Raw genomic sequence first — 21,312 nt, forward strand, 5'->3', positions numbered from 1 at the left:
ACCCGACGGAGCGGCCGTCGCCGCGCCCCGGCCCGATCATGGGTTCGTGACAGCGGAGGGTGGGGCACTATGACCACGTGGCCGCCGCCAGGTCGTCCGACGGATCCGGCCCGCTCCTCAGGGCGGGACGGGCGATGGGCCGTGCCCTGCGCGCCCCGTTCACCGGCACGGCGCGCGGCATCCGCAAGGCGACCCACGCCCACGGGGCCGGGGAGTCCGGGCTCGGCAAGCTGATCGAACTGCACGCGGTCAACGGCGCGGGCGACGTCATGATCACCGTGGCGCTGGCCTCCACCGTGTTCTTCTCCGTGCCGACGGACGAGGCCCGCGGGCGCGTCGCGCTCTACCTCGCGGTCACCATGGCCCCCTTCACCCTGCTCGCCCCGGTGGTCGGCCCGCTCCTGGACCGGCTGCCGCACGGGCGCCGCGCCGCGATGGCCGGCGCGATGTTCGCCCGGGCCGTACTCGCGATCACGATGTCCGGGGCGGTGGCCACGGGCGGACTGGAGCTCTACCCGGCGGCTCTCGGGGTCCTGGTCTGCTCCAAGGCGTACGGCGTGGTCCGCAGCGCCGTCGTGCCCCGCCTCCTGCCACCCCGCTTCTCCCTGGTGAAGGCCAATTCACGAGTCACCCTGGCCGGTCTGCTGGCCACGGGCATCGCTGCCCCGATCGGGGCGGGGCTCCAGGCCGTCGGGTCGCCCTGGCCGCTGTACGGGGCCTGTGTGATCTTCCTCGGCGGGACCGTCTTCGCCCTCACCCTGCCCCCCAAGGTCGACTCCGCGAAGGGCGAGCGCAAGGCCCGCCTCGTCCCGCCGCACGAGGAGCCGGCCCGCCCCGCTCCCCCGCGGGACACCGGGAAGCGGGGCCGGTGGACCGGCAGCACGAGGACCGGCAGGAAGCGCAGGGAGAAACCACCGGGACTGCGGTCCGTCGGACCGTCCGTCCTGCACGGCCTCCAGGCGAACGCCGCGCACCGTGCGCTCTCCGGGTTCCTCATCTTCTTCCTGGCGTTCCTGCTGCGTGAGCATCCGCTCGCCGGGCAGAGCGCCGCCGTCTCCCTCGGCATCGTCGGCGTCGCGGCCGGCGCCGGAAACGCCTTCGGTACGGCGGTGGGGTCGTGGCTCAGGGCACGCGGCCCCGAGGTGATCGTCGCGACGGTGCTGGGGCTCGCCCTGGCCGCCGCCGTGTTCGCCGCGGTGTTCTTCAGCACCGTGATGGTCGCCGCGCTCGCCGCGGTCGCCGGCTTCACCCAGGCCCTGTCGAAACTGTCCCTGGACGCGATGATCCAGCGCGACGTGCCGGAGGAGGTCCGCACCTCGGCCTTCGCCCGGTCGGAGACACTGCTGCAGATGTCCTGGGTCGTCGGTGGCGCGATCGGTATCGCCCTCCCCCTCAACGGCGTACTCGGCATGTCCGTCGCCGCAGGGCTCCTCGCCCTCGGCGCCGCCGCCTCCGTACGGGGTCTCCTGACGGCCGCGCGGCGCGGCTCACCGCACCCCCGCGTCGCGTGAGCGGCGTCGACCGATAACCTTCGGCCCATGACCGTTGCGTTCTTCTCCGGTAAGGGCCGTCGAATCGGCGTCGCCCTCGGTGCCGTGTCCGCGGGACTCCTTGTCCTGTCCGCCTGCGACAAGCCGACGCCGCTCGCCACCGTGACGGTCGGCGACAACTCGGTGAGCACCGAGGCCGCCTGCTACAACGACGGCAAGGCCCTCAAGGAGTCCGAGATCCAGGGCTGCCTGAACAAGAAGGCGGAGAAGTCCGTCAAGGTCGCGATGGACGACAAGGTCCGCTTCGGCGTCGACCCCGAGATCGCGGACAACGGCTGGACCCTGTTCATCAACGGCCAGCAGGCCGAGCAGGAGCCGTACAAGAAGACCTACCGGTCGATCCCCGGCAGCGCCTTCTTCGCCAGCCAGACCGGCGAGACCACCGCGTCCAAGACGCAGATCAGCATCGTCGAGACCAAGGGCCAGAAGCTCACCGGCGTCTGGCACTTCGAGCTCAAGAAGACCTCCTGATCCCCCTGACCTCCTGGACCACCACCGTGCGGGTGCTCGTCGTGACCGCCGTCCCGGCCGAACGGGACGCGGTCACGCGTGCTTTCGGGGACGACCCGGAGGTCCGCGAGGTGCCCGGCGCCCGGCTGCACCGCGCCGGGCCGTTCGACGTCGTCGCGGGCGGTGCGGGCCCGGCGGCCGCAGCGGCCGCCACCGCCTTCGCCCTGGCCTCGGCGCCCGCCTCCGAGCCGTACGCGCTCGTCGTGTCGGCGGGCATCGGCGGCGGCTTCGCCCCCGCCGCCCCCGTCGGCTCCCTCGTCGTGGCGACCCGCATCGTCGCCGCGGACCTCGGCGCCGAGACCCCGGACGGCTTCGTGCCCGTCACCGGTCTCGGATTCGGCAGGGACACCTTCCTGCCGCCCGGCACGCTCGTACGCGAGGTGGCGGAGGCCACCGGCGCGGTGACGGGCGCCGTGCTCACCGTATCCACCGTGACCGGCAGCGCGGCCCGCACCGCGGCCCTGCTGGCCGCGCACCCCGGAGCCGTCGCCGAGGCCATGGAGGGCTTCGGCGTCGCGGAGGCCGCAGCCGGGCTCGGCGTGCCGGCCCTGGAGCTCCGGGCCGTCTCGAACACCGTGGGGCCGCGCGACCGTGCGGCCTGGCGGATCGGGGACGCCCTGGCGGCGCTGACCGAGGCGTTCGGGAAGACCGCACACGTAGTGGAAAGTTGGAACCGGCATGACCGACACAGTGACTGACACCGCGCCCGACCCCGACGGCGCCTCGCAGCCGGCCCTCCGGATCGCCTTCTCGCCCTGTCCGAACGACACCTTCGTCTTCGACGCCTGGGCCCACGGAAGGGTCCCCGGCGCGCCCGCACTCGACGTCACCTTCGCCGACATCCACCTCACCAACGGCATGGCCGAGCGCGGCGAGTTCGACGTGCTGAAGGTGTCCTACGCCGTCCTCCCGTGGGTGCTCGACGAATACGCCCTCCTGCCGTGCGGCGGGGCACTGGGGCGCGGCTGCGGACCGCTCGTCCTCACCAAGGAGCCGGGCACGGACCTGACGGGAAAGACCGTCGCCGTGCCCAGCGAGCGCTCCACGGCGTATCTCCTGTTCCGGCTCTGGGCCGCCGAGGTCGTGCCGGGCGGTGTGGGCGAGATCGTCGTCCTGCCGTTCGACGAGATCATGCCCGCCGTGCGCGACGGCCGGGTGGACGCCGGGCTCGTCATCCACGAGGCCCGCTTCACCTATCAGAACTACGGCCTGCACAGCCTGGCCGACATGGGCGAGCACTGGGAGCTCACCACCGGCCTGCCGATCCCCCTCGGGGCGATCATCGCCAAGCGCTCACTCGGCGACGAGACCCTGAAGCGGCTCGCGGAGTCGGTCCGCACCTCCGTGCGCATGGCCTGGGACGACCCGCTGCAGTCACGTCCGTACGTCCTGGAGCACGCCCAGGAGATGGACCCCGCCGTGGCGGACCAGCACATCGGGCTGTACGTCAACGAATTCACCGCCGACCTCGGCGAGCACGGCTACGCGGCGATCCGCGGACTGCTGACCCGTGCGGCGGCCGAGGGGCTCGTGCCCGCGCTCGGCCCGGACGCCCTGGCCTTCACCGGCCGCTGACGGCGGGGCCGGGCCCGACGGGCCCGGCCCTACGTCAGACGTCGAGCTGGTCGGCGACCGCCCGCAGCAGACCCGCGATCTTCGCCCCCGATGCCTTGTCGGGGTAGCGGCCCCGCTCCAGCATCGGCGTGATGTTCTCCAGGACCGTCGTCAGGTCCTGCACGATGGAGGCGAGTTCGTCGGGGCTGCGCCGCTGTGCGGCGGCCACGGACGGGGTGGGGTCGAGGATCACCACGGAGAGCGCCTGATCACCGCGCTGTCCGGCGACCACGCCGAACTCGACGCGCTGACCGGGCTTGAGGGCCTCGACGCCGGCCGGGAGTACGGAGGAGTGGACGAACACGTCCGCGCCGTCGTCGCGCGAAAGGAAGCCGAAGCCCTTTTCCGAATTGAACCATTTGACCTTACCCGTGGGCACGTCTGTCCTCGTCCTCGTACTCGTCGTTGTGCGGGAGAGCCGCGAACCGGCTCCGAATAGCGGTACGGCGGGTCTCCGACCCGCCATGTCCAAGGCTAGTGGCCCTGGGGCCGGACACAAGGCGTCGCCGAACGGTTCCACCGAGCTGGGAACTACCCTGGCCGGGTGACTACTACTCCTTCCGGCGCAGGCGACCGGCTCGTACAGGTCGGCGCGATCGTCTTCTTCATCGGCGCGCTGGCCACACTGGTCACCGTGGCCCCGCTGTTCCTCGGCACCGACCCCTTCCCGTCCGCCGCCTACGCGGTGTGCATGCTGATGGGACTGGGCTTCCTGATCGCCGCCGCGGGGGTGGTGCGGTCGGTGTGGAAGAACTCACCGAAGCGCGCCACAGCGAGGTAGCGGGCCGGAACCCGACGGGGGACCGGCTCCGGGAGGGGTCCGCGCACCTGCCGGACATTGGCGCGAATCGGGCCGTCCCCCGGCCCTTCGGTGGCCCGTCCCACCGGCGGCCGTCAGGACGCCGCGAAGGTCCGCAGCCAGTCGGGGAACGCCGTGAGGTCCGGCAGGATCACCTCGGCCCCGGCCTCCCGCAGCTCCTTCTCGTCGCACGGCCCGGTCGTGACACCCACCGACAGGGCGCTCGCGGCATGCGCCCCACGCACGTCCCCGATGTGGTCGCCGACGTATATCCGGGCCCCGTGCTCCAGGAGCGCGGCCGCCTTGCCCTCGGCCCAGAGCCCGCCGATCAGCAGGTCGGCACCGATGCCGAGGTGCGCGAGGTGCAGCTTGGCGTTCGGCTCGTACTTGGCGGTCACGACCATGGCCCGCCCTCCGAGCGCCTGGACCGCCTCGACCGCCTCCCGGGCACCGGGCATCGCCGTGGTCGGGGTGATCGCCCGGTCCGGGTAGACCGCGCGGTAGCGGTCGCAGGCTTCCGCGATCGCCCCGGCCGGGAACCAGTTGGCCATCTCGTCCTCGAGGGGCGGCCCGAGCCGGCTGACGACCAGGTCGGTGTCGATGTACACACCCGTCTCGGCCGCCAGGGTCTCGTAGGCGGCCCTGATCCCGGGCCGGGAGTCGATGAGCGTCATGTCGAGGTCGAAGCCGACCGTCAAGGTGTGTGAGGGCATGAGGCCATTGTGCCGAGTGCCCCGAACACCCCGGCCGAAAGCCCCGCCTGCCCCTGCCGCCCACCGCAAAGGTCGGAGGCGCGCTGTCCGGGTGTAGGAGCCACACATAGACTTAGCCAAGCCTTACCTCGTAATGCCGCTCCTCCCCCCCCTGGCCCGCTCCCCCGATTGGTTCCGATGGCCGCCGCAGCACCCCGCCTGTCCCGACGCGCGCTCGCGATAGCCGTGGCAGTCCTCGCACTCCTGTTGTCCGTCCTGCTCAGCCTCGCCGTGGGGGCGCGGACCATCGCGCCGTCCGCCGTCGTGGACGCCCTCCTGCACGGCGGGCACACGGAGGCCGCCGACGTCATCCGGCAGTTGAGGCTGCCGCGCACCCTGATCGGCCTGATGGTCGGCGCCGCCCTGGCCCTCGCCGGGACGGTGCTCCAGGGCATCACCCGCAACCCCATCGCAGATCCGGGCATCCTCGGCATCAGCCAGGGCGCCTCGGTCGCGGTCGTCCTGGCCATCGCGTACGCCGGAGTCCACACCCTCACCGGCTACGTGTGGTTCGCGTTCGCGGGTGCCGCCGTCGCGTCGGTCGCCGTCTACGCCATCGCCTCACGCGGGCGCGGCGGCGCGACCCCCGTCAAGCTGGCGCTCGGCGGGGCCGCGATCAACGCGCTGCTGGTGTCCGTGACCATGGCGGTGCTGACCACGAAGGCGTCGGCGCTGGAGGAGTTCCGCTTCTGGCAGGTGGGGTCGATCTCCGGCCGCGAGGCCGAGGTCGCGGAGCGGATCTGGCCGTTCCTGCTGGTCGGCACCGTCCTGGTGGTGTCCGTGGCTCGGGGTCTCGACGCGCTGGCTCTCGGCGACGACGTCGCGAAGGGCCTGGGACAGAACGTGGCGGCCGTCCGCATCGTCGGCGGTATCGGGGCGACCGTGCTCACCGGCGCGGGTGTCGCGGCAGCCGGGCCGATCGCCTTCGTCGGCCTCGCGGTGCCGCACATCGCCCGCGCGATCGTGGGCGGCGGACACCGCTGGGTGCTGCCGATGGCGGCCCTCCTGGGCCCCGTGATGCTCCTCGTCTCCGATGTCGTCGGCCGGGTGCTGCTACCGCCGGGCGAGGTCCCGGCCGGCGTCATGACGGCGCTGATCGGCGTGCCCTTCCTCGTCACCCTCGTACGCCGGAAGGCGGCCCCCGCATGAGCGCGGACACGGCAGTACCCGTACGCCCCCCGGTACGCCCGGCCGGTTACGGCGTCGTACGGATCGGGAAGCGGGCCCGTTTCCTGGTCCACCGGCGGGCATCGCTCGTCGCGGCGGCCCTCGTCGTCGTGCTGGCGGCCGTCTGTGTCGCGTACCTCTGCGTCGGCGAGAGCTTCGTCGCGCCGGGCGAGGTCGTGAAGGTCGTCCTCGGCAGGCCGTCGCCCGACGAGCTGGTCGTGGGCACGCTGCGGATGCCCAGGATGGTGGTCGGGCTGCTCGTCGGCGCGGCGTTCGGGATCGCCGGCGCGCTGATCCAGACGGTGGCCCGCAACCCGCTCGCCAGCCCCGACATCATCGGCATCAGCCAGGGCGCGAGCGCGCTCACGGTCGGCGCCATGACCTTCGGCCTCACCTCCTACAGCGTCCTGCCCTACCTGTCCGTCGCGGGCGGGATCGCCGCGGCGGCGCTGGTGTACGTCTTCGCCTGGCGCGGCGGGCTCCACGCGACCCGTTTCGTCCTCATCGGCATCGGCTTCGCGATCGCCCTGCGTTCCGTGACGACCCTCTTCCTGACGAAGGGCGACTACCTGGTCGCCCAGCAGGCGCAGATCTGGATGACGGGTTCCCTGAACGGCCGCGGCTGGCACGAGGCGGCGCCGATCGGCTGGGCGCTGCTGACCCTCCTGCCCGCCGTGCTGTGGGCGGCGCGGGCGCAGCGCACCGTGTCGATGGACGACGACACCGCGACGGCGCTGGGTGTACGCCTGGGCCGCGTGCGCCTGGGGCTCGTCGCCCTGGGGGTCGTCCTGGCGTCCGTGGCCACGGGGACCGCGGGGCCGGTCGACTTCGTGGCCCTGCTCGCGCCTCAGATCGCCCGCCGGATGACGCGTACGGCGCAGATCCCGCTGCTGTCCTCGGCGCTGCTGGGCGCTGTGATCGTCGTCTTCGCCGACCTGCTGGCGCGCAGGCTCTTCTCCCCCACCGAACTCCCCGTGGGCGTGCTGACCGCGGCGGTCGGCGCCCCGTATCTGATCTGGCTGATCATCCGCGGTCACCGCGGCCGTAATGGAGGCAACGCATGACCACGACCGGCCACAGGGACGCCACCGCCACAGACGCGCCCCCGTCCACGTCCAGGCTCACCGCGCGGTCCCTGACGCTCGCGTACGAGGACCGCACCGTCGTGCACGAGCTGGACCTGGCCGTTCCGGACGGCCGGGTGACGGTCATCGTCGGGCCCAACGCCTGTGGCAAGTCGACGACGCTGAGGGCGATGGGGCGGCTGCTGAAGCCGGCCGGCGGGGCGGTGCTCCTGGACGGCACGGAACTCTCCCGCATACCGACGCGCACCATCGCGCAGTCGGTGGGGCTGCTTCCGCAGACGCCCGTCGCACCCGAGGCGATCACCGTCTCCGACCTGGTGGCCCGTGGCCGGCAGCCGCACCAGCGGTGGTGGCAGCAGTGGTCGGAGGCGGACGAGCGGGCGGTCGCGGAGGCCATGGAGCGCACGGACGTCACCGCGCTCGGTGACCGGCCGGTGGACGAGCTGTCCGGCGGTCAGCGCCAGCGCGTGTGGATCGCGATGGCACTCGCCCAGGACACGGATCTGCTGCTGCTCGACGAGCCGACGACGTATCTCGACATCGCGCACCAGGTCGAGGTCCTCGACCTGGTGCGGCGGCTCGCCACACCCGCGGCGGACGGCACCCGGGGGCGCACCGTCGTCACCGTGCTCCACGACCTCAACCAGGCCGCCCGCTACGCCGATCATCTCGTCGCCATGAAGGCGGGCCGGATCGTCGCCGAGGGCAGGCCCGGGGATGTCGTCACGGCGGACCTCGTCCGCGAGGTCTTCGGGCTGGAAGCGGTCATCGTCCCCGACCCCGTCACGGGTTCACCGCTCGTCGTACCGGGCGCGCCCTGGACTCCCGCTCCGGCCGCCCCCGACAAGGCGCTCTGACATGCCTGTGGGGCGCGGTGTCAGGTCCGCGCCCCACAGGCCGTTCCGGTGCCGTACACCGCGCTGAGGGCCGTCCGCGGTCCCGGGCGGGACAGCCCTCAGGCGCCGGACGTCATGCGCCCCACGGCCTGCCGCGTCAGATCGCGGCCCTGCGGTTCGGTGTCGAGGGACCGGTGCAGGGCGGTCCCCTCGATCAGGGCGTCCAGCTGCCGCGCGGTGTCCGGGTCGAAGTGCTGCTCCAGCAGGCGACGGCTGCGGTTCATCCAGGCGTGGGTGAGCTCGCGGTACTCGTCGCGCCGGGCCGCCAGCGTGTAGAGCTCCTGGGTGAGGACGAGGTCCCGGCGGGGCCCTTCGGAGAGCTCGTGGATCAGATCGGTGACGGCTTCACGCGCCTCCTCCGGGCTGCCGGCGCGGCCCAGGTGCATCTCGAACACGGCCACGATGTGGTCGGCGAACCGGGTGAAGGCCTCGCGCAACAGGTCGTCGATGCCGGTGAAGTGGTACGTCATCGAGCCGAGGGGCACATCGGCGCGGACCGCGATCTTGCGGTGCGAGACACCCGCTACCCCCTCCTCGGCGATGTGGTCGAGCGTGGCGGCGAGGATGCGCTCGCGCCGCTGCGGGTCCGTGCGTCCGGTGGCCACGGGGCGCTCAGACGTCCCGGACGACGCGGGCCGGATTGCCCACCGCCACCACACCGGCGGGAATGTCCCTGGTGACCACGGCCCCGGCACCGATGACGGAGTTGTCCCCGATGGTCACGCCGGGGCACACGATGACTCCGCCGCCCAGCCACACGTTGTCGCCGATGGTGATGGGCAGCGCGGCCTCCAGCTTGTCCCGGCGGGGCTGCGGCTCCACGGGGTGTGTCGGCGTCAGCAGCTGCACGTTGGGGCCGATCTGGCAGTCCTCGCCGATGGTGACCGGCGCGACGTCCAGCGCCGTCAGGTGGTAGTTGACGAACGTACGGGCCCCGATGTGGATGTTGCTGCCGTAGTCGACGTAGAGCGGCGGTCTGAGCTCGACGCCCTCCCCCACGGAGCCCAGGAGTTCGGCCAGGACCGTCCGGGCGGCGTCGGCGTCCTCGGTGTGGAGTGCCTGGTAGCGGGCCGCGAGCCGCATCGCCCGCTGCTGCTCACGGACGATCTCGGGGTCGTCGGCGATGTAGAGGTCGCCCGCGCGCATGCGCTCCATGTGGGTGCGCGGATCGTCGGCGAAGTAGTCCGTGGGCATGCGGACGACGGTACACCCCCGAGGCGTACGAACGTACGCTCCATCGGCCGCCGGCCCTGCGCCTTTGCCCCGGCCCGTCGCCCCGGCCGTCAGCCGGGCAGCCTCCGCGCGCGCCAGACGAGGTACAGCGCCGACGCCACCGCCGCCACGCGCACCACCACCGGCCAGACGTCCGTCATCGCGTCACCCATCGCGTCCTCGGCGATGGGCGTGCCCCAACGGCCCTCCATCCGGCCCCAGAGCCAGACGAAGGCACCGGCCACGACCGCGCCGGGAAGCCCCATCGCGACCCACTTCGCCTCCGCGCGCGAGATCCTGCGCGAGCTGTACGCGAGGAGCCAGCCACCCGCGAGCGCCAGCCACGAACCCAGCACGGCGCCCGCCACCAGCAACGCGGCGGCGAGCAGCAGCAGCGGGTTCGCGAGGCGGGGCCTCCTGACCGCGTCCGCGTCCACGACGGCCGGCCTGGGCCGGCGCAGCCGAAGCCCCCTGCGGGGCGCCGGTACGGCCGCCGCGGGCGCGGGCTTTCCCTGGGCGGCCTTCTCCTGTGCGGCCTTCAGCGCTTCGGCCGCCTTCGCCGCCTCCGCCTCCTCCGGGGTGACCGCCACGGGCGGCCCGGTGGGACGGAACAGCTCCGGGCTCTCCAGACCGCCGACGAACCCCGGCACGTCGGTTCCGGGCGCGACCGGACCCCGCGCGCCCTCGCCGAAGGGCCCCGGTTCGATCCGCCACCACTCCGGCTCGCCTTCGGACGGCGCCCGGTCCAGCCCCGTCATGTGCGGCGCGGCCGCGGAGGGCCAGCCCGGAGCCGGAGCCCCCAGGAGCCTCGGCTCCTCCGCCACGGGCTCCGCCGGCCCCTGCGACGCGCCCTTGCGGAACGCGTCTTTCCGCAGCACTCCCCGCCGCGCTCGCGGCACCGCGGCCGGCCGCTCGTCACCCGTGCCCGCCGCTTCCCCGGGCGACGGCAGCGGCACCGTCCCGTCGGCCGATCCGGCCGCAGCCGCGACGAGTTCGTCCGGGGCCCCGAGCCGCCCCAGGATGCGCCGGACCGCTGCGGGAGAGTCCGCACCGTCCGTACCGCGCTGCCGGTCGATCTCTCCGCGCAGCGTCGACACGAGCCTCATCCGGGCACCCGACGACAGCTGTTGCTGCTGGGCCAGGTCACCGACCCGGCTGAGAAAGTCGTAGACAAGCTGGTCGCTCTCGATCCCCACGCGATGGTTCTCCCTCTACCCGCCCTGCCCCGACGGTAGCGTTCCAGGGGCTACCGTGGGACGGATGGGGACGACCACACCACCGCGCACGCTCGCCGAAGCTCTGCGCGCACGGGGCGACGAATCGCTGGCAGGGCTTCTGCGTGCCCGCCCCGACCTGCTCAGCCCCGTGCCGAACGACATCACCCAGCTGGCCACGCGGGCCGGTACCCGCGCCTCCGTCATCCGCGCGCTGGAGCACCTCGACCGCTTCGCGCTGCAGACCGCGGAGGCACTGGCGGTGGCGCCGGACCCGGCCCCGTACGACACGCTGCTCGCGCTGCTCACCGGTGACGGCGAGGGTGACGGCGACAGGCGGGACGGCGCGGGCGCCGCCATCACCGCCGCGCTGCCCGCGGCGCTCACGACGCTGCGCGAACAGGCCCTCGTCTGGGGCGAGGACGCCCGCCTGCACCTCACACGCACCGCGCGCGAACTCCTCGCTCCGTCGCCGCAGCACCCCTCCCCCACCGGTCTCGGGCCGACGGTCGCGGAAGCCACGGCCGGCATGTCACCGGGCCGGCTGCAGGAGATCCTGACGGCTGCCGGGCTCCCGGCCACCCACGACCCCGTGTCCGCCGTCGCCGCGCTGGCCGGACTCTTCACGGACCGGACGAGGATGGCGGAACTCCTGGACACCGCCCCGGTCGAGGCGCTGTCCGTCCTCGACCGGCTGGTGTGGGGCCCGCCGTACGGTGAGGTCACCCCGAACCCCGCACCGCCGGTCCAGTGGCTGCGCGACCGCGGGCTGCTGCTGCCCGTGTCGACCCGCACCGTCGTCCTGCCGCGCGAGGCGGCGCTGCATCTGCGGGCCGGGCGCGCCCACCGCGTGCCCGAGCCGGTGGCACCCGCGCTCGTCGCGGCGGCCGAGCGTGACCCCCAGGCTGTGGACAGGGCGGCGGCCGGCCAGGGCTTCATGGCCCTGTCCACCGTCGAGGAACTGCTGAAGCTCTGGAACAACGGCGGCCCGGCCATCCTGCGGGCCGGCGGGCTGAGCGTGCGCGAGCTGAAGCGCGCCGCCAACGCCCTGGACGTCCCCGAGAACACCGCGGCCTTCTGGATCGAACTCGCCTACGCGGCGGGCCTGCTGGCCTCCGACGGCGAGACGGACGAGCGTTACGCCCCCACCCCCGCGGCCGACGAGTGGCTCGACCTCCCTGCCCAGGACCGCTGGACCCACCTCGCCACCGCCTGGCTCGCCGCCACCCGCACCGCAGGCCTGATCGGCGGCCAGGACGCGAAGGGCAGGGCCCTGTCCGCACTCGGCCCCGACCTGGACCGTTCGGCCGCGCCCGAGGTCCGCCACCGCGTCCTGGAGCTGTTCGCCTCGCTGCCCCCGGGCACGGCGCCCGATCCGCAGACCCTGCTGGCCCGCCTCCGCTGGGAGCGGCCGCCGCGGACGTCCAGACCCGGCGTGCCCACCACGGGGCAGCCGTCCGGCGACGCCACCGACCTGCGGTCCCGCATCGCGCTGTGGACCGCCAACGAAGCGGAACTCATCGGGATCACCGGGCGCGGGGCCCTCTCCTCCCAGGCCCGCGCGCTGCTCGACGAGGGCCCCGCAGCGGCGGCGGCCCGGCTCGCCCCGCTGATCCCCGAGCCCCTGGACCACGTGCTGTTGCAGGCCGACCTGACCGCCGTCGCCCCCGGCCCGCTGGAACGCCCGCTCGCCGACATGCTCTCGGTGCTCGCCGACATCGAGTCCAAGGGCGGCGCGACGGTCTACCGCTTCACCCCCGGCTCCGTACGCCGCGCACTGGACGCCGGCCGGGCCGCGTCCGACCTGCACGCGTTCCTGGCCACGCACAGCCGGACCCCGGTGCCCCAGCCGCTGAGCTACCTCATCGACGACGTCGCCCGCCGCCACGGCCACCTCCGCGTCGGGGCCGCGTCCGCATACGTACGCTGCGACGACGAGGCCGTACTCAACGAGATCCTGGCCGACAAGCGCTCGGCGACCCTGCGTCTGCGCCGCCTCGCCCCGACCGTGCTGGCCGCGCAGGCGGACCCGGGCTCGCTGCTCGAAGGGCTGCGCGAGATGGGATACGCCCCTGCCGCGGAGTCCGCCGAGGGCGACGTGCTGATCACCCGGGCCGGGGCACGCCGCACGCCGCCCCGCACACCCCCCGTGCCCGTGCCCGAAGGCCCGCCGGTCCCGGACAGCACTCTGCTGACCGCCGCGGTACGGGCCATCAGGGCCGGCGACACAGCCGCGAGAGCCGTGCGCAAGGAGACGCCGGACACGACCGCGTCCGGCTCGCTCCCCCGCACGGCACCCGCCGAGACGCTGGCCACGGTGCAGGCGGCAGCGATGACCGGCTCCGCCGTCTGGATCGGCTACGTCAACGCGGACGGCGCGGCCAGCCAGCGCGTGATCGCCCCGGTGAAGGTCGAGGGCGGCTACGTCACGGGATACGACCACACCGCCGACGAGGTACGCACCTACCCGCTGCACCGCATCACGGGCGTCGCGGAACTCGCGGACGAACAGGCGACCTGACGAACCGTCCCGCCGCCGGGTCGGCCACCGGGGCCCGCCGGTCCGCACCGGCTGCCCGCCCGTCGGTCCGGCGGTCCGAGGGTCCGTGGGTGCCGAGGGTCCGTGGGTGCCGAGGGTCCGTGGGTGCCGTGGGTCCGTGCCGAGGGCGTCACTCCTCGGGGGCGACCGGCCCGATCCCGCCGAGGACGGCTGCCTCCCGGAGTACGTCGGTAAGCATGGGCATGGTGAGCCGGCCCGTGAACGTATTGCGCTGGCTCGGGTGGTAGCTGCCGAGCAGATGCAGCTCCTGGCCGTGCTCGGTCGCCGGGAGCACGACGTGCGCACCGTGACCGAACACGGGACGCGGGCGGGGAAGCGGCCGGCCGCACTCGGCGAGTACCGGCAGCAGGGCCTGCCAGCCGAAGGCCCCCAGGACCACGATCGCGCGCAGCCCGGGGCCCAGCAGGGTCAGCTCCCTGGTCAGCCACGCCCGGCAGGTGTCGCGCTCCCGCGGTGTCGGCTTGTTGGCCGGCGGCGCGCAGTGCACGGGCGAGGTGAGCCGTACGCCACGCAGGACGAGCCCGTCATCGGCGTGCGCGGAGGTGGGCTGCGAGGCCAGGCCCACCTCGTGGAGGGCCCTGAAGAGGAAGTCGCCCGTCGCGTCGCCGGTGAACATCCGGCCCGTCCTGTTCCCACCGTGTGCGGCGGGCGCGAGTCCCACCACCGCCACCGACGCGTCCGGCGGCCCGAAGCCGGGCACGGGCCGGCCCCAGTAGTCCCACTCCTGGAAGGCCGCCCGCTTGACCGCGGCGACCTCCTCCCGCCAGGCCACCAGCCGGGGGCAGGCGCGGCACCGGGTGACGAGGTCGTCCAGCTCAGCGATCCCGGCGCACCGCGGCGCGTGGTGCGCCGGGAACCCGGCGTCATCGGGTCCGGGCACCCGGCCCGGCGGCTCCGTCTCGTCCATCCGCCCACGCTACGGGCCCGACGGGCCCGGACCCTGCCCCCGCGCGCCCGCCCGGTTGGGGCGCGGATGCGGCACACTGGACGTTTGGCCGCTCGCGGCCGTCCCGGCGGCACATCCGAGCGGCAGGGCAGAAGCGGAACAGAAAGGGCCGACGCGCGTGAATGGGCCTCTCATCGTCCAGAGCGACAAAACTCTGCTCCTCGAAGTCGACCACGACCAGGCCGACGCCTGCCGTCGTGCCATCGCACCCTTCGCCGAGCTGGAGCGTGCGCCCGAGCACATCCACACCTACCGGCTGACCCCGCTGGGCCTGTGGAACGCCCGCGCCGCGGGACACGACGCCGAGCAGGTCGTCGACGCCCTCGTGGAGTACTCGCGCTACCCGGTGCCGCACGCGCTGCTCGTCGACATCGCCGAGACGATGGCGCGGTACGGCCGTCTCACCCTCTCCAAGCACCCCGTCCACGGCCTGGTGCTGACCTCCAACGACCGGCCCGTGCTGGAGGAGATCCTCCGCTCGAAGAAGGTCCAGCCGCTGGTCGGGGCACGCCTCGACCCGGACACCGTGGCCGTGCACCCGTCCGAGCGCGGGCAGATCAAGCAGACGCTGCTGAAGCTGGGCTGGCCGGCCGAGGACCTCGCCGGATACGTCGACGGCGAGGCGCACCCGATCGAGCTCGACCAGGAGGGCTGGGCGCTCCGCCCGTACCAGAAGCAGGCCGTCGAGGGGTTCTGGCACGGCGGCTCCGGAGTCGTCGTGCTCCCCTGCGGCGCCGGGAAGACGCTGGTCGGGGCCGGCGCGATGGCCGAGGCCAAGGCGACCACGCTCATCCTGGTCACGAACACCGTCTCGGCCCGGCAGTGGAAGAGCGAGCTGGTGAAGCGGACCTCGCTGACCGAGGACGAGATCGGCGAGTACAGCGGCACGCGCAAGGAGATCCGGCCGGTCACGATCGCCACCTACCAGGTGCTGACCACCCGGCGTAAGGGGATCTACCCGCACCTGGAGCTGTTCGACTCCCGCGACTGGGGGCTCGTGATCTACGACGAGGTGCACCTGCTGCCCGCACCGGTCTTCAAGTTCACCGCCGACCTCCAGGCCCGCCGCCGCCTCGGGCTCACCGCGACGCTGGTGCGTGAGGACGGGCGCGAGTCCGACGTCTTCTCGCTCATCGGCCCCAAGCGGTTCGACGCGCCGTGGAAGGAGATCGAGGCGCAGGGTTACATCGCGCCCGCCGACTGTGTCGAGGTCCGCGTGAATCTCACGGACTCGGAGCGCCTCGCGTACGCGACGGCCGAGGCCGAGGAGAAGTACCGGTTCTGCGCGACGACCGCGACGAAGCGGAAGGTCACCGAGGCACTCGTCCGCAAGCACCAGGGCGAGCAGACCCTCGTCATCGGTCAGTACATCGACCAGCTCGACGAACTCGGTGAGCACCTGAACGCGCCGGTGATCAAGGGCGAGACGAGCAACGCGCAGCGCGAGAAGCTGTTCAACGCGTTCCGCGAGGGCGAGATCAGCGTGCTGGTCGTGTCGAAGGTCGCGAACTTCTCGATCGACCTGCCCGAGGCGACCGTCGCGATCCAGGTCTCGGGGACGTTCGGCTCGCGGCAGGAGGAGGCACAGCGGCTCGGCCGGGTGCTGCGGCCGAAGGCGGACGGGCACGAGGCCAGGTTCTACTCGGTGGTCGCCCGCGACACGATCGACCAGGACTTCGCGGCGCACCGCCAGCGGTTCCTGGCCGAGCAGGGCTACGCGTACCGGATCGTCGACGCGGACGAGCTGCTCACCGAGAGCTGACGGCGCCTGTCGGCTCCGGTGCGGCGCGGTGCCGACAGGCTCTCAGCGGCGGCGGCGGACGACGCCGGCCTCCTCCGCGTACTCACCGAGCACGGCCACGCCGAACGCTGCGCGCACGTAGACCGAGACGGCCCGCACCGCGTTCCCGACGCGGTGACCGCGGGGGTGGCCGGTCGCCGCGGTCGCGCCGTGCGCGGGGCCGGTCCTGCGTGGGTCCAGATAAACGGTGCTCATGCATTCCATGGTGCTCCGCCCGCCCCGCCCGGGCATCGGCCCACGGACGGAAGTCCCGGCGAACACCCGTCGGCCGCAGGTCGCACGCCGTCACATGCCGTCCCCTACGGGGCGTACGGGGCCCCGGGCCACCGGGTGACGTTCCCCGAATTCGTTCGCTCCCGCGGGAAACGCTCGATACACTCGCCGGTCTGCCCGCCTCCCGCACCGTGGTACCGGGCCGCCCCTCCGGGCGGCCGGCAGCCGGGGGAGCGCCGCCGACCGGACGGAAACCGGCCGACAACAGCCGCACGCGCCCATCCGCGTGCGCATTCCTGTGTGTACGTCCCCGAGCGGACAGGGCAGCCGGCCCTGCCCGCCGTCCTGCGTCGAAAAGCCGGAGGCAACACCGTGCCCGCGCACGAAGAGTCAAGCAATCCACTGGTCAGGGAGCGGGCGCACCTCGCCGCGTCCCGTGCCGCGCTGCGTGCCATGCGTGAGGACGTGCAGGCACTCGACATCCGCGACGTCACGGCGAACTGGGTCAACGCCGCCGTCCTGCAGGCCCAGATCGACGACCGCATCAAGGCGCTCGCCGATCTCACCCACACCCCGCTCTTCTTCGGCCGCCTCGACTACCTGCACGAAGTGGGCGCCGAGAAGGCGGAGGGTTCGGAGGGAGAACAGTTCTACATCGGGCGCCGCCACGTCCACGACGCCCACGGTGATCCGATGGTCATCGACTGGCGCGCCCCGGTCTCGCAGCCCTTCTACCAGGCTTCCAAGAACAACCCGCTGGACGTCGGCCGCCGCCGGCGCTTCGGCTACACGGGCGGCGAGCTGACCGCGTACGAGGACGAGCACCTCGACGACCCGTCGGAGGCCGAGCAGACCAGCAAGCTCCTCCAGGCCGAGATCGAACGGCCCCGTGTCGGTCCGATGCGCGACATCGTGGCGACGATCCAGCCCGAGCAGGACGAGATCGTCCGCAGCGGGCTCGGCGGGACGGTCTGCGTCCAGGGCGGCCCCGGCACCGGAAAGACGGCCGTGGGCCTGCACCGGGTCGCCTTCCTCCTGTACGCGCACCGCGAGCGGCTGGCCCGCACCGGCACCCTCGTCGTCGGCCCGAACCGGTCGTTCCTGCACTACATCGAGCAGGTCCTGCCGGCACTCGGCGAGCTGGAGGTGAAGCAGGCCACCGTCGAGGATCTCGTGACGGCCCGGGTCGAGGTGCGCGGCACGGACGAGGCCCCTGCGGCCGTGATCAAGGGCGATGCCCGGATGGCGGAGGTCCTGCGACGTGCGATCCGCTCGCACGTCACCCCTCCCACCGAGTCGGTCATGGTGGTGCGGGGCTCGCGCCGCTGGCGGATCCCGGCCTACGAAGTCGCCGAGATGGTCACCGAGCTGATGGCCCGCGACATGCGTTACGGCGCCGCGCACGAGGCCCTGCCGCAGCGCATCGCGCACGCCGTCCTCGTCCGGATGGAGGAGGCGGGCGAGGCCCCCGACGACCGGGTGCAGAACGCGGTGGCCCGCAATCCGGCGGTGAAGGCTGCCGTGAAGGCGATCTGGCCGGCGGTCGATCCGGCGAAGCTGGTGCTGCGGCTGCTGACCGACGCGGAGTTCCTTGCCGCCCACGCGGCGGGGACGCTCACCGACGAGGAGCAGAAGCGGATCCTGATGGAGAAGCCCGCGCGCAGCGTGAAGTCGGCGAGGTGGACGGCGGCGGACGCGGTCCTGATCGACGAGGCCGCCGACCTGGTGGAGCGGACGCACTCGCTGGGACACGTCGTCATCGACGAGGCCCAGGACCTGTCCCCCATGCAGTACCGCGCGGTGGGGCGCCGCTGTTCGACCGGTTCGGCGACGGTCCTCGGTGACCTGGCCCAGGGCACGACCCCGTGGTCGACGCAGAGCTGGGAGCAGGCGCTCTTCCATCTGGGCAAGGCGGACGCGGTGGTGGAGGAGTTGACGGCCGGCTTCCGCGTGCCGCGCGAGGTGATCGCCTACGCTTCCCGGCTGCTCCCCGCGATCTCCCCCGGCCTCGCCCCGGTCGAGTCGGTCCGAGAGGCGGCGGGATCGCTCGCGGTGCGCGAGGTGTCCGGCGCGGGTGAGCTGGACGCGGCGGTGATCGCGGCGTGCGAGGAATCGCTGCGCCACGAGGGCTCCATCGGCCTGATCGCCGCCGACGCCCGCATCCCGGCCCTCGCGACCGCCCTCGCCGAAGCGGGCCACAGCTGCCTCTCCCCCGGTGAGGAGACGACGGCGGACTCCCGCCTGACCCTGGTCCCGGCCTCCCTGGCCAAGGGTCTGGAGTACGACTACGTCGTGCTGGACGAACCCGCGGCGGTGGTCGACGGCGAACCCGACGAACGCACCGGCCTGCGCCGCCTGTACGTCGCCCTCACCCGAGCCGTCTCCGGCCTCGTCGTCCTGCATGCGGCCCCCCTCCCGGAGCAACTCGGCCGGTGAGGTGACCGACGGGCCGGGCCCCGCCGGGCCGGGCCGACACGGCCGGCTCGGCTCGGCTCGGGCGATCACGCCACCGTCGTCGCCACACTCTCCGCTTACTCTCAGTGACGAACGGCGGTGGCCGGGGGTTCCCGTCCCGCCGGTCCTTCCCGCCCCTCCGATCCCTCCGGATCGAGATGGGGAAGGATCCGGTCCAGCCACCGCGGCGTCCACCACGCGGCGCGTCCGAGCAGGGTCATCACGGCGGGCACGAGCAGCAGCCGTACGACGGTGGCGTCGATCAGCACGCTGGCGGCGAGGCCGAGCCCCAGCATCTTGACCACGATGTTGTCGCTGATGATGAACGCGGCGAAGACGCTGACCATGATGAGCGCGGCACAGGTGATGACCCGCGCGGTGATCTCCAGGGCGTGCGCGACGCTCGCCTTGGGGTCCCTGGTGGCCAGCCACGCCTCGTGGATGCGCGACAGGAGGAAGATCTCGTAGTCCATGCTGAGGCCGAAGACGATGGCGAACATCATCATCGGCACGTAGCTCTCGATCGGGACCTTGCCCGAGACCCCGAGCGCGGGCCCTCCCCAGCCCCACTGGAAGACGGCCACCACGACGCCGTACGAGGCCGCGATCGACAGGACGTTGAGCAGGGCTGCCTTGACGGCGACGAGCACCCCTCGGAACACGGCCAGGATCACGAGGAAGGCGAGCCCTACGACCACCGCGATGATCAGCGGCAGCCTGCTCGACACGATGTCGAGGAAGTCGACCTGGGCGGCCGTCGTCCCGGTCACATAGGTCCGCGCGGCGGTGCCGGAGACCGCGCCGGGCAGGACGTCGTCCTTCAGGCGGTTGTCCAGGCTCGTCGTCCGCTCGTCCTGCGGCGCGGCGACCGAGTACGCGGTGGCCGTGAGGACGTCCCCGTCCGAGGTGGCCGTGAGCGGGGTGACGACGGCCGCGTCCGGCACCTCGGTCAGGGACTGCTGGGCCTTGCTCTGCAGGTCGGACCGGTCGCTCTGCGGTACCGCGCTCTGGTCGATGACGAGGGTCAGCGGCCCGTTCGAACCCGGCCCGAAGGCCGACGACATGAGGTCGTAGGCCCGGCGGTCGGTGAAGGACTTCGGGTCGGCCCCGTCCCCGATGTGCCCGAGCTGGATGAAGAAGAGCGGGAACGCGAGGACGGCCAGCACGACGACGCCGCCGCCCAGGAACCACCACGGCCGGCGCTCCACCCGCCGGGCGTACCGGTGCCAGGTGCCGTGCGCCGCGTCCCCCGGTACGGCCCGCGAGCCGCCGCTCGCGCCCACCGGGTCCGGCGGACCCCCCGTGCCGCCCGCGTCCGACGGGCCGCCCTCGACCTCCGCGATCGGGGTACGGACGTGGATCCGGTCGATGTGCCTGCCCACCAGTCCCAGCATCGCCGGCACCAGCGTGAGCGCCCCGAGCACAGCGGTGACGACGGTGACCGCGGCAGCGACGCCGAGCTTTCCGATGAAGCCGATCCCGGACACCCACAGCCCGCAGAGGGCGATGATCACGGTGCAGCCCGAGAGCAGCACGGCCCGCCCGCTCGTCGCCGTGGCCGAACCGGCGGCGGCGACGGGGTCCTTGCCGTCCATGAGGCTCTGCCGGTGCCGGGTGACCAGGAACAGGGCGTAGTCGATGCCGACGCCGAGCCCGATCATCGTGGCGAGCGTCGGCGAGACCGTCGCGAAGGTGGTGGCGGCGGCCAGCAGCGCCAGCAGGCCCAGTCCGCAGATGACGCAGATCAGGGCGGTGACCAGCGGCAGCACCGCGGCCACCAGGCTGCCGAACCCGATGAGCAGCACCAGGATCGCCACGCCGAACCCGATGGCCTCGCTGATGCGGTCGTTCGCCGACGGCCTGGCCAGTTCACCCAGCGATCCGCCGTATTCGACCTCGGCACCGGCGGACCTCAGCGGCTTGACCGCCGAGTCCACCCCGTCGAGGTAGCCGGACTCGAGCGTGGAGGGCTGGACGCTGAACCGGACGGTGATGTAGGCCGTCTTCCCGTCCGTGGAGAGCGGCCCCACGTCCGGGGTGCTGGTGCCGGTGTCGGACGTCAGGGGGTTCGTCACGGACAGCACGTCCGGCAGTTTCTGGAGGCTGCCGACGACCGTCGACATCTGGCTGCTCAGTGCGGTGAGCGAGCCGTCCGAGTCGTGCACCACCACGTTGCTGCTGTAGCCGCCGGCCGAGGGGGCGTGGGCCTGCAGCACGTCGAGACCGTCCTGCGACTGCGTTCCGGAGAGGGAGAAGTCGTCGGAGTAGTCGCCCCCGTAGGCGTGGTGCAGGACCTGGAGGGCTGCGAGCGCGACCAGCCACAGGACGATGACGGTCACGAAGTGGCGCGCGCACCAGGCCCCGGTCCTGTGCAGCGTCCCCGGACGGTGATGTGCCGTGCCGGAGGCGCGATCAGGCTGCGGCAATGGCATGTGGACTCCGCGGCTGGGCCGGACACCTCAGGGAGTTCAGCATGGATCGGCCCCCCGCCCCCGGCACTCCGGAATGGGGGGAACGGGTGACGCCGGGCCCGGTCCGT

The 21,312-nt window shown here is 73.1% G+C and carries 19 protein-coding genes; 11 read left to right on the forward strand and 8 right to left on the reverse strand.

The genetic code is table 11. The features are described from left to right. Positions 1–77 precede the first annotated feature (77 nt). Genes OG206_RS14435 through OG206_RS14450 form a run of 4 tightly spaced genes read left to right on the forward strand, consistent with a single transcriptional unit; the run spans position 78 to position 3,635 of the window. Complete coding sequence (locus tag OG206_RS14435) at positions 78–1,511, forward strand: MFS transporter (protein WP_327116025.1); 1,434 nt, start codon at positions 78–80, stop codon at positions 1,509–1,511. Between the two features lie 27 nt (positions 1,512–1,538). Continuing rightward, the gene (locus OG206_RS14440) at positions 1,539–2,021 is read left to right on the forward strand and encodes a DUF2771 domain-containing protein (protein WP_327116027.1); all 483 of its coding nucleotides are present in this window, start codon (positions 1,539–1,541) and stop codon (positions 2,019–2,021) included. Between the two features lie 26 nt (positions 2,022–2,047). Next, entirely contained in the window at positions 2,048–2,758 is a 711-nt protein-coding gene (locus OG206_RS14445) for a futalosine hydrolase (protein ID WP_327116029.1), read from the forward strand. Then, positions 2,739–3,635, forward strand: coding sequence for a 1,4-dihydroxy-6-naphthoate synthase (locus tag OG206_RS14450; RefSeq protein ID WP_327116031.1), 897 nt, complete (start codon positions 2,739–2,741; stop codon positions 3,633–3,635). The genes OG206_RS14445 and OG206_RS14450 overlap by 20 nt, the downstream gene beginning before the upstream one ends. Before the next feature lie 34 nt (positions 3,636–3,669). Here the strand turns inward: OG206_RS14450 and OG206_RS14455 are convergent, their stop codons facing one another. Continuing rightward, the gene (locus tag OG206_RS14455; RefSeq protein ID WP_327116033.1) at positions 3,670–4,053 is read right to left on the reverse strand and encodes a cold-shock protein; all 384 of its coding nucleotides are present in this window, start codon (positions 4,051–4,053) and stop codon (positions 3,670–3,672) included. 165 nt (positions 4,054–4,218) lie between these two features. Here OG206_RS14455 and OG206_RS14460 point away from each other — a divergent pair, with 165 nt between their 5' ends. Next, the gene (locus tag OG206_RS14460; protein ID WP_327116035.1) at positions 4,219–4,455 is read left to right on the forward strand and encodes a hypothetical protein; all 237 of its coding nucleotides are present in this window, start codon (positions 4,219–4,221) and stop codon (positions 4,453–4,455) included. 113 nt (positions 4,456–4,568) lie between these two features. Here the strand turns inward: OG206_RS14460 and OG206_RS14465 are convergent, their stop codons facing one another. Beyond that, the gene (locus OG206_RS14465) at positions 4,569–5,186 is read right to left on the reverse strand and encodes an HAD family hydrolase (protein ID WP_327116037.1); all 618 of its coding nucleotides are present in this window, start codon (positions 5,184–5,186) and stop codon (positions 4,569–4,571) included. 177 nt (positions 5,187–5,363) lie between these two features. Here OG206_RS14465 and OG206_RS14470 point away from each other — a divergent pair, with 177 nt between their 5' ends. The 3 genes from OG206_RS14470 to OG206_RS14480 are packed head-to-tail and all read left to right on the forward strand — an operon-like array spanning position 5,364 to position 8,334. Further along, positions 5,364–6,374, forward strand: a complete 1,011-nt coding sequence (locus OG206_RS14470; RefSeq protein ID WP_327116039.1) for a FecCD family ABC transporter permease — start codon at positions 5,364–5,366, stop codon at positions 6,372–6,374. Continuing rightward, on the forward strand, positions 6,371–7,456 hold the full coding sequence (locus OG206_RS14475) for a FecCD family ABC transporter permease (RefSeq protein WP_327116041.1): 1,086 nt from the start codon (positions 6,371–6,373) through the stop codon (positions 7,454–7,456). Before OG206_RS14470 ends, OG206_RS14475 begins: the two co-directional genes overlap by 4 nt. Continuing rightward, a complete protein-coding gene (locus OG206_RS14480; protein WP_327116043.1) occupies positions 7,453–8,334 on the forward strand; it encodes an ABC transporter ATP-binding protein in 882 nt (293 codons plus the stop codon). The genes OG206_RS14475 and OG206_RS14480 overlap by 4 nt, the downstream gene beginning before the upstream one ends. 98 nt (positions 8,335–8,432) lie before the next feature. On the opposite strand, the gene OG206_RS14485 is transcribed toward OG206_RS14480, so the two are convergent. From OG206_RS14485 to OG206_RS14495, 3 genes are all read right to left on the reverse strand, one after another. Beyond that, the gene (locus OG206_RS14485; RefSeq protein ID WP_327116045.1) at positions 8,433–8,978 is read right to left on the reverse strand and encodes a TetR/AcrR family transcriptional regulator; all 546 of its coding nucleotides are present in this window, start codon (positions 8,976–8,978) and stop codon (positions 8,433–8,435) included. Positions 8,979–8,985: 7 nt separating this feature from the next. After that, positions 8,986–9,567, reverse strand: a complete 582-nt coding sequence (locus tag OG206_RS14490) for a sugar O-acetyltransferase (protein ID WP_327116047.1) — start codon at positions 9,565–9,567, stop codon at positions 8,986–8,988. Positions 9,568–9,656: 89 nt separating this feature from the next. Further along, positions 9,657–10,781 (reverse strand): hypothetical protein, encoded by a 1,125-nt coding sequence (locus OG206_RS14495; RefSeq protein ID WP_327116049.1) that lies wholly within the window; start codon positions 10,779–10,781, stop codon positions 9,657–9,659. A 64-nt stretch (positions 10,782–10,845) separates the two neighbouring features. Between OG206_RS14495 and OG206_RS14500 the strand changes: the two genes are divergently transcribed. After that, the gene (locus OG206_RS14500; RefSeq protein WP_327116051.1) at positions 10,846–13,320 is read left to right on the forward strand and encodes a helicase C-terminal domain-containing protein; all 2,475 of its coding nucleotides are present in this window, start codon (positions 10,846–10,848) and stop codon (positions 13,318–13,320) included. A 148-nt stretch (positions 13,321–13,468) separates the two neighbouring features. Here the strand turns inward: OG206_RS14500 and OG206_RS14505 are convergent, their stop codons facing one another. Continuing rightward, complete coding sequence (locus tag OG206_RS14505) at positions 13,469–14,266, reverse strand: uracil-DNA glycosylase (RefSeq protein WP_327116053.1); 798 nt, start codon at positions 14,264–14,266, stop codon at positions 13,469–13,471. A gap of 157 nt (positions 14,267–14,423) precedes the next feature. Here OG206_RS14505 and OG206_RS14510 point away from each other — a divergent pair, with 157 nt between their 5' ends. Then, positions 14,424–16,067 carry a DNA repair helicase XPB gene (locus OG206_RS14510; RefSeq protein ID WP_327116055.1) on the forward strand — a complete coding sequence of 548 codons (1,644 nt, stop codon included), beginning with the start codon at positions 14,424–14,426 and terminating at the stop codon, positions 16,065–16,067. A gap of 42 nt (positions 16,068–16,109) precedes the next feature. Here OG206_RS14510 and OG206_RS14515 read toward each other — a convergent pair whose 3' ends face one another. Then, positions 16,110–16,301, reverse strand: coding sequence for a hypothetical protein (locus OG206_RS14515; protein WP_327116057.1), 192 nt, complete (start codon positions 16,299–16,301; stop codon positions 16,110–16,112). A gap of 471 nt (positions 16,302–16,772) precedes the next feature. Between OG206_RS14515 and OG206_RS14520 the strand changes: the two genes are divergently transcribed. Beyond that, complete coding sequence (locus OG206_RS14520) at positions 16,773–18,755, forward strand: HelD family protein (RefSeq protein WP_442805949.1); 1,983 nt, start codon at positions 16,773–16,775, stop codon at positions 18,753–18,755. Between the two features lie 101 nt (positions 18,756–18,856). Here OG206_RS14520 and OG206_RS14525 read toward each other — a convergent pair whose 3' ends face one another. Then, positions 18,857–21,205, reverse strand: a complete 2,349-nt coding sequence (locus OG206_RS14525) for an MMPL family transporter (RefSeq protein ID WP_327116061.1) — start codon at positions 21,203–21,205, stop codon at positions 18,857–18,859. Positions 21,206–21,312 lie beyond the last annotated feature (107 nt).

The organism is Streptomyces sp. NBC_01341, assembly GCF_035946055.1.
In the GTDB taxonomy this organism is placed as follows: domain Bacteria; phylum Actinomycetota; class Actinomycetes; order Streptomycetales; family Streptomycetaceae; genus Streptomyces.

Bases quoted from the DNA above. Each gene is read 5' to 3' on its own strand.
- OG206_RS14490 (WP_327116047.1), bottom strand. From the start codon at position 9,567: ATGCCCACGGACTACTTCGCCGACGATCCGCGCACCCACATGGAGCGC.
- OG206_RS14505 (WP_327116053.1), bottom strand. From the start codon at position 14,266: ATGGACGAGACGGAGCCGCCGGGCCGGGTGCCCGGACCCGATGACGCC.
- OG206_RS14450 (WP_327116031.1), top strand. From the start codon at position 2,739: ATGACCGACACAGTGACTGACACCGCGCCCGACCCCGACGGCGCCTCG.
- OG206_RS14465 (WP_327116037.1), bottom strand. From the start codon at position 5,186: ATGCCCTCACACACCTTGACGGTCGGCTTCGACCTCGACATGACGCTC.
- OG206_RS14440 (WP_327116027.1), top strand. From the start codon at position 1,539: ATGACCGTTGCGTTCTTCTCCGGTAAGGGCCGTCGAATCGGCGTCGCC.
- OG206_RS14475 (WP_327116041.1), top strand. From the start codon at position 6,371: ATGAGCGCGGACACGGCAGTACCCGTACGCCCCCCGGTACGCCCGGCC.
- OG206_RS14480 (WP_327116043.1), top strand. From the start codon at position 7,453: ATGACCACGACCGGCCACAGGGACGCCACCGCCACAGACGCGCCCCCG.
- OG206_RS14520 (WP_442805949.1), top strand. From the start codon at position 16,773: ATGCGTGAGGACGTGCAGGCACTCGACATCCGCGACGTCACGGCGAAC.
- OG206_RS14470 (WP_327116039.1), top strand. From the start codon at position 5,364: ATGGCCGCCGCAGCACCCCGCCTGTCCCGACGCGCGCTCGCGATAGCC.
- OG206_RS14500 (WP_327116051.1), top strand. From the start codon at position 10,846: ATGGGGACGACCACACCACCGCGCACGCTCGCCGAAGCTCTGCGCGCA.
- OG206_RS14515 (WP_327116057.1), bottom strand. From the start codon at position 16,301: ATGAGCACCGTTTATCTGGACCCACGCAGGACCGGCCCCGCGCACGGC.
- OG206_RS14525 (WP_327116061.1), bottom strand. From the start codon at position 21,205: ATGCCATTGCCGCAGCCTGATCGCGCCTCCGGCACGGCACATCACCGT.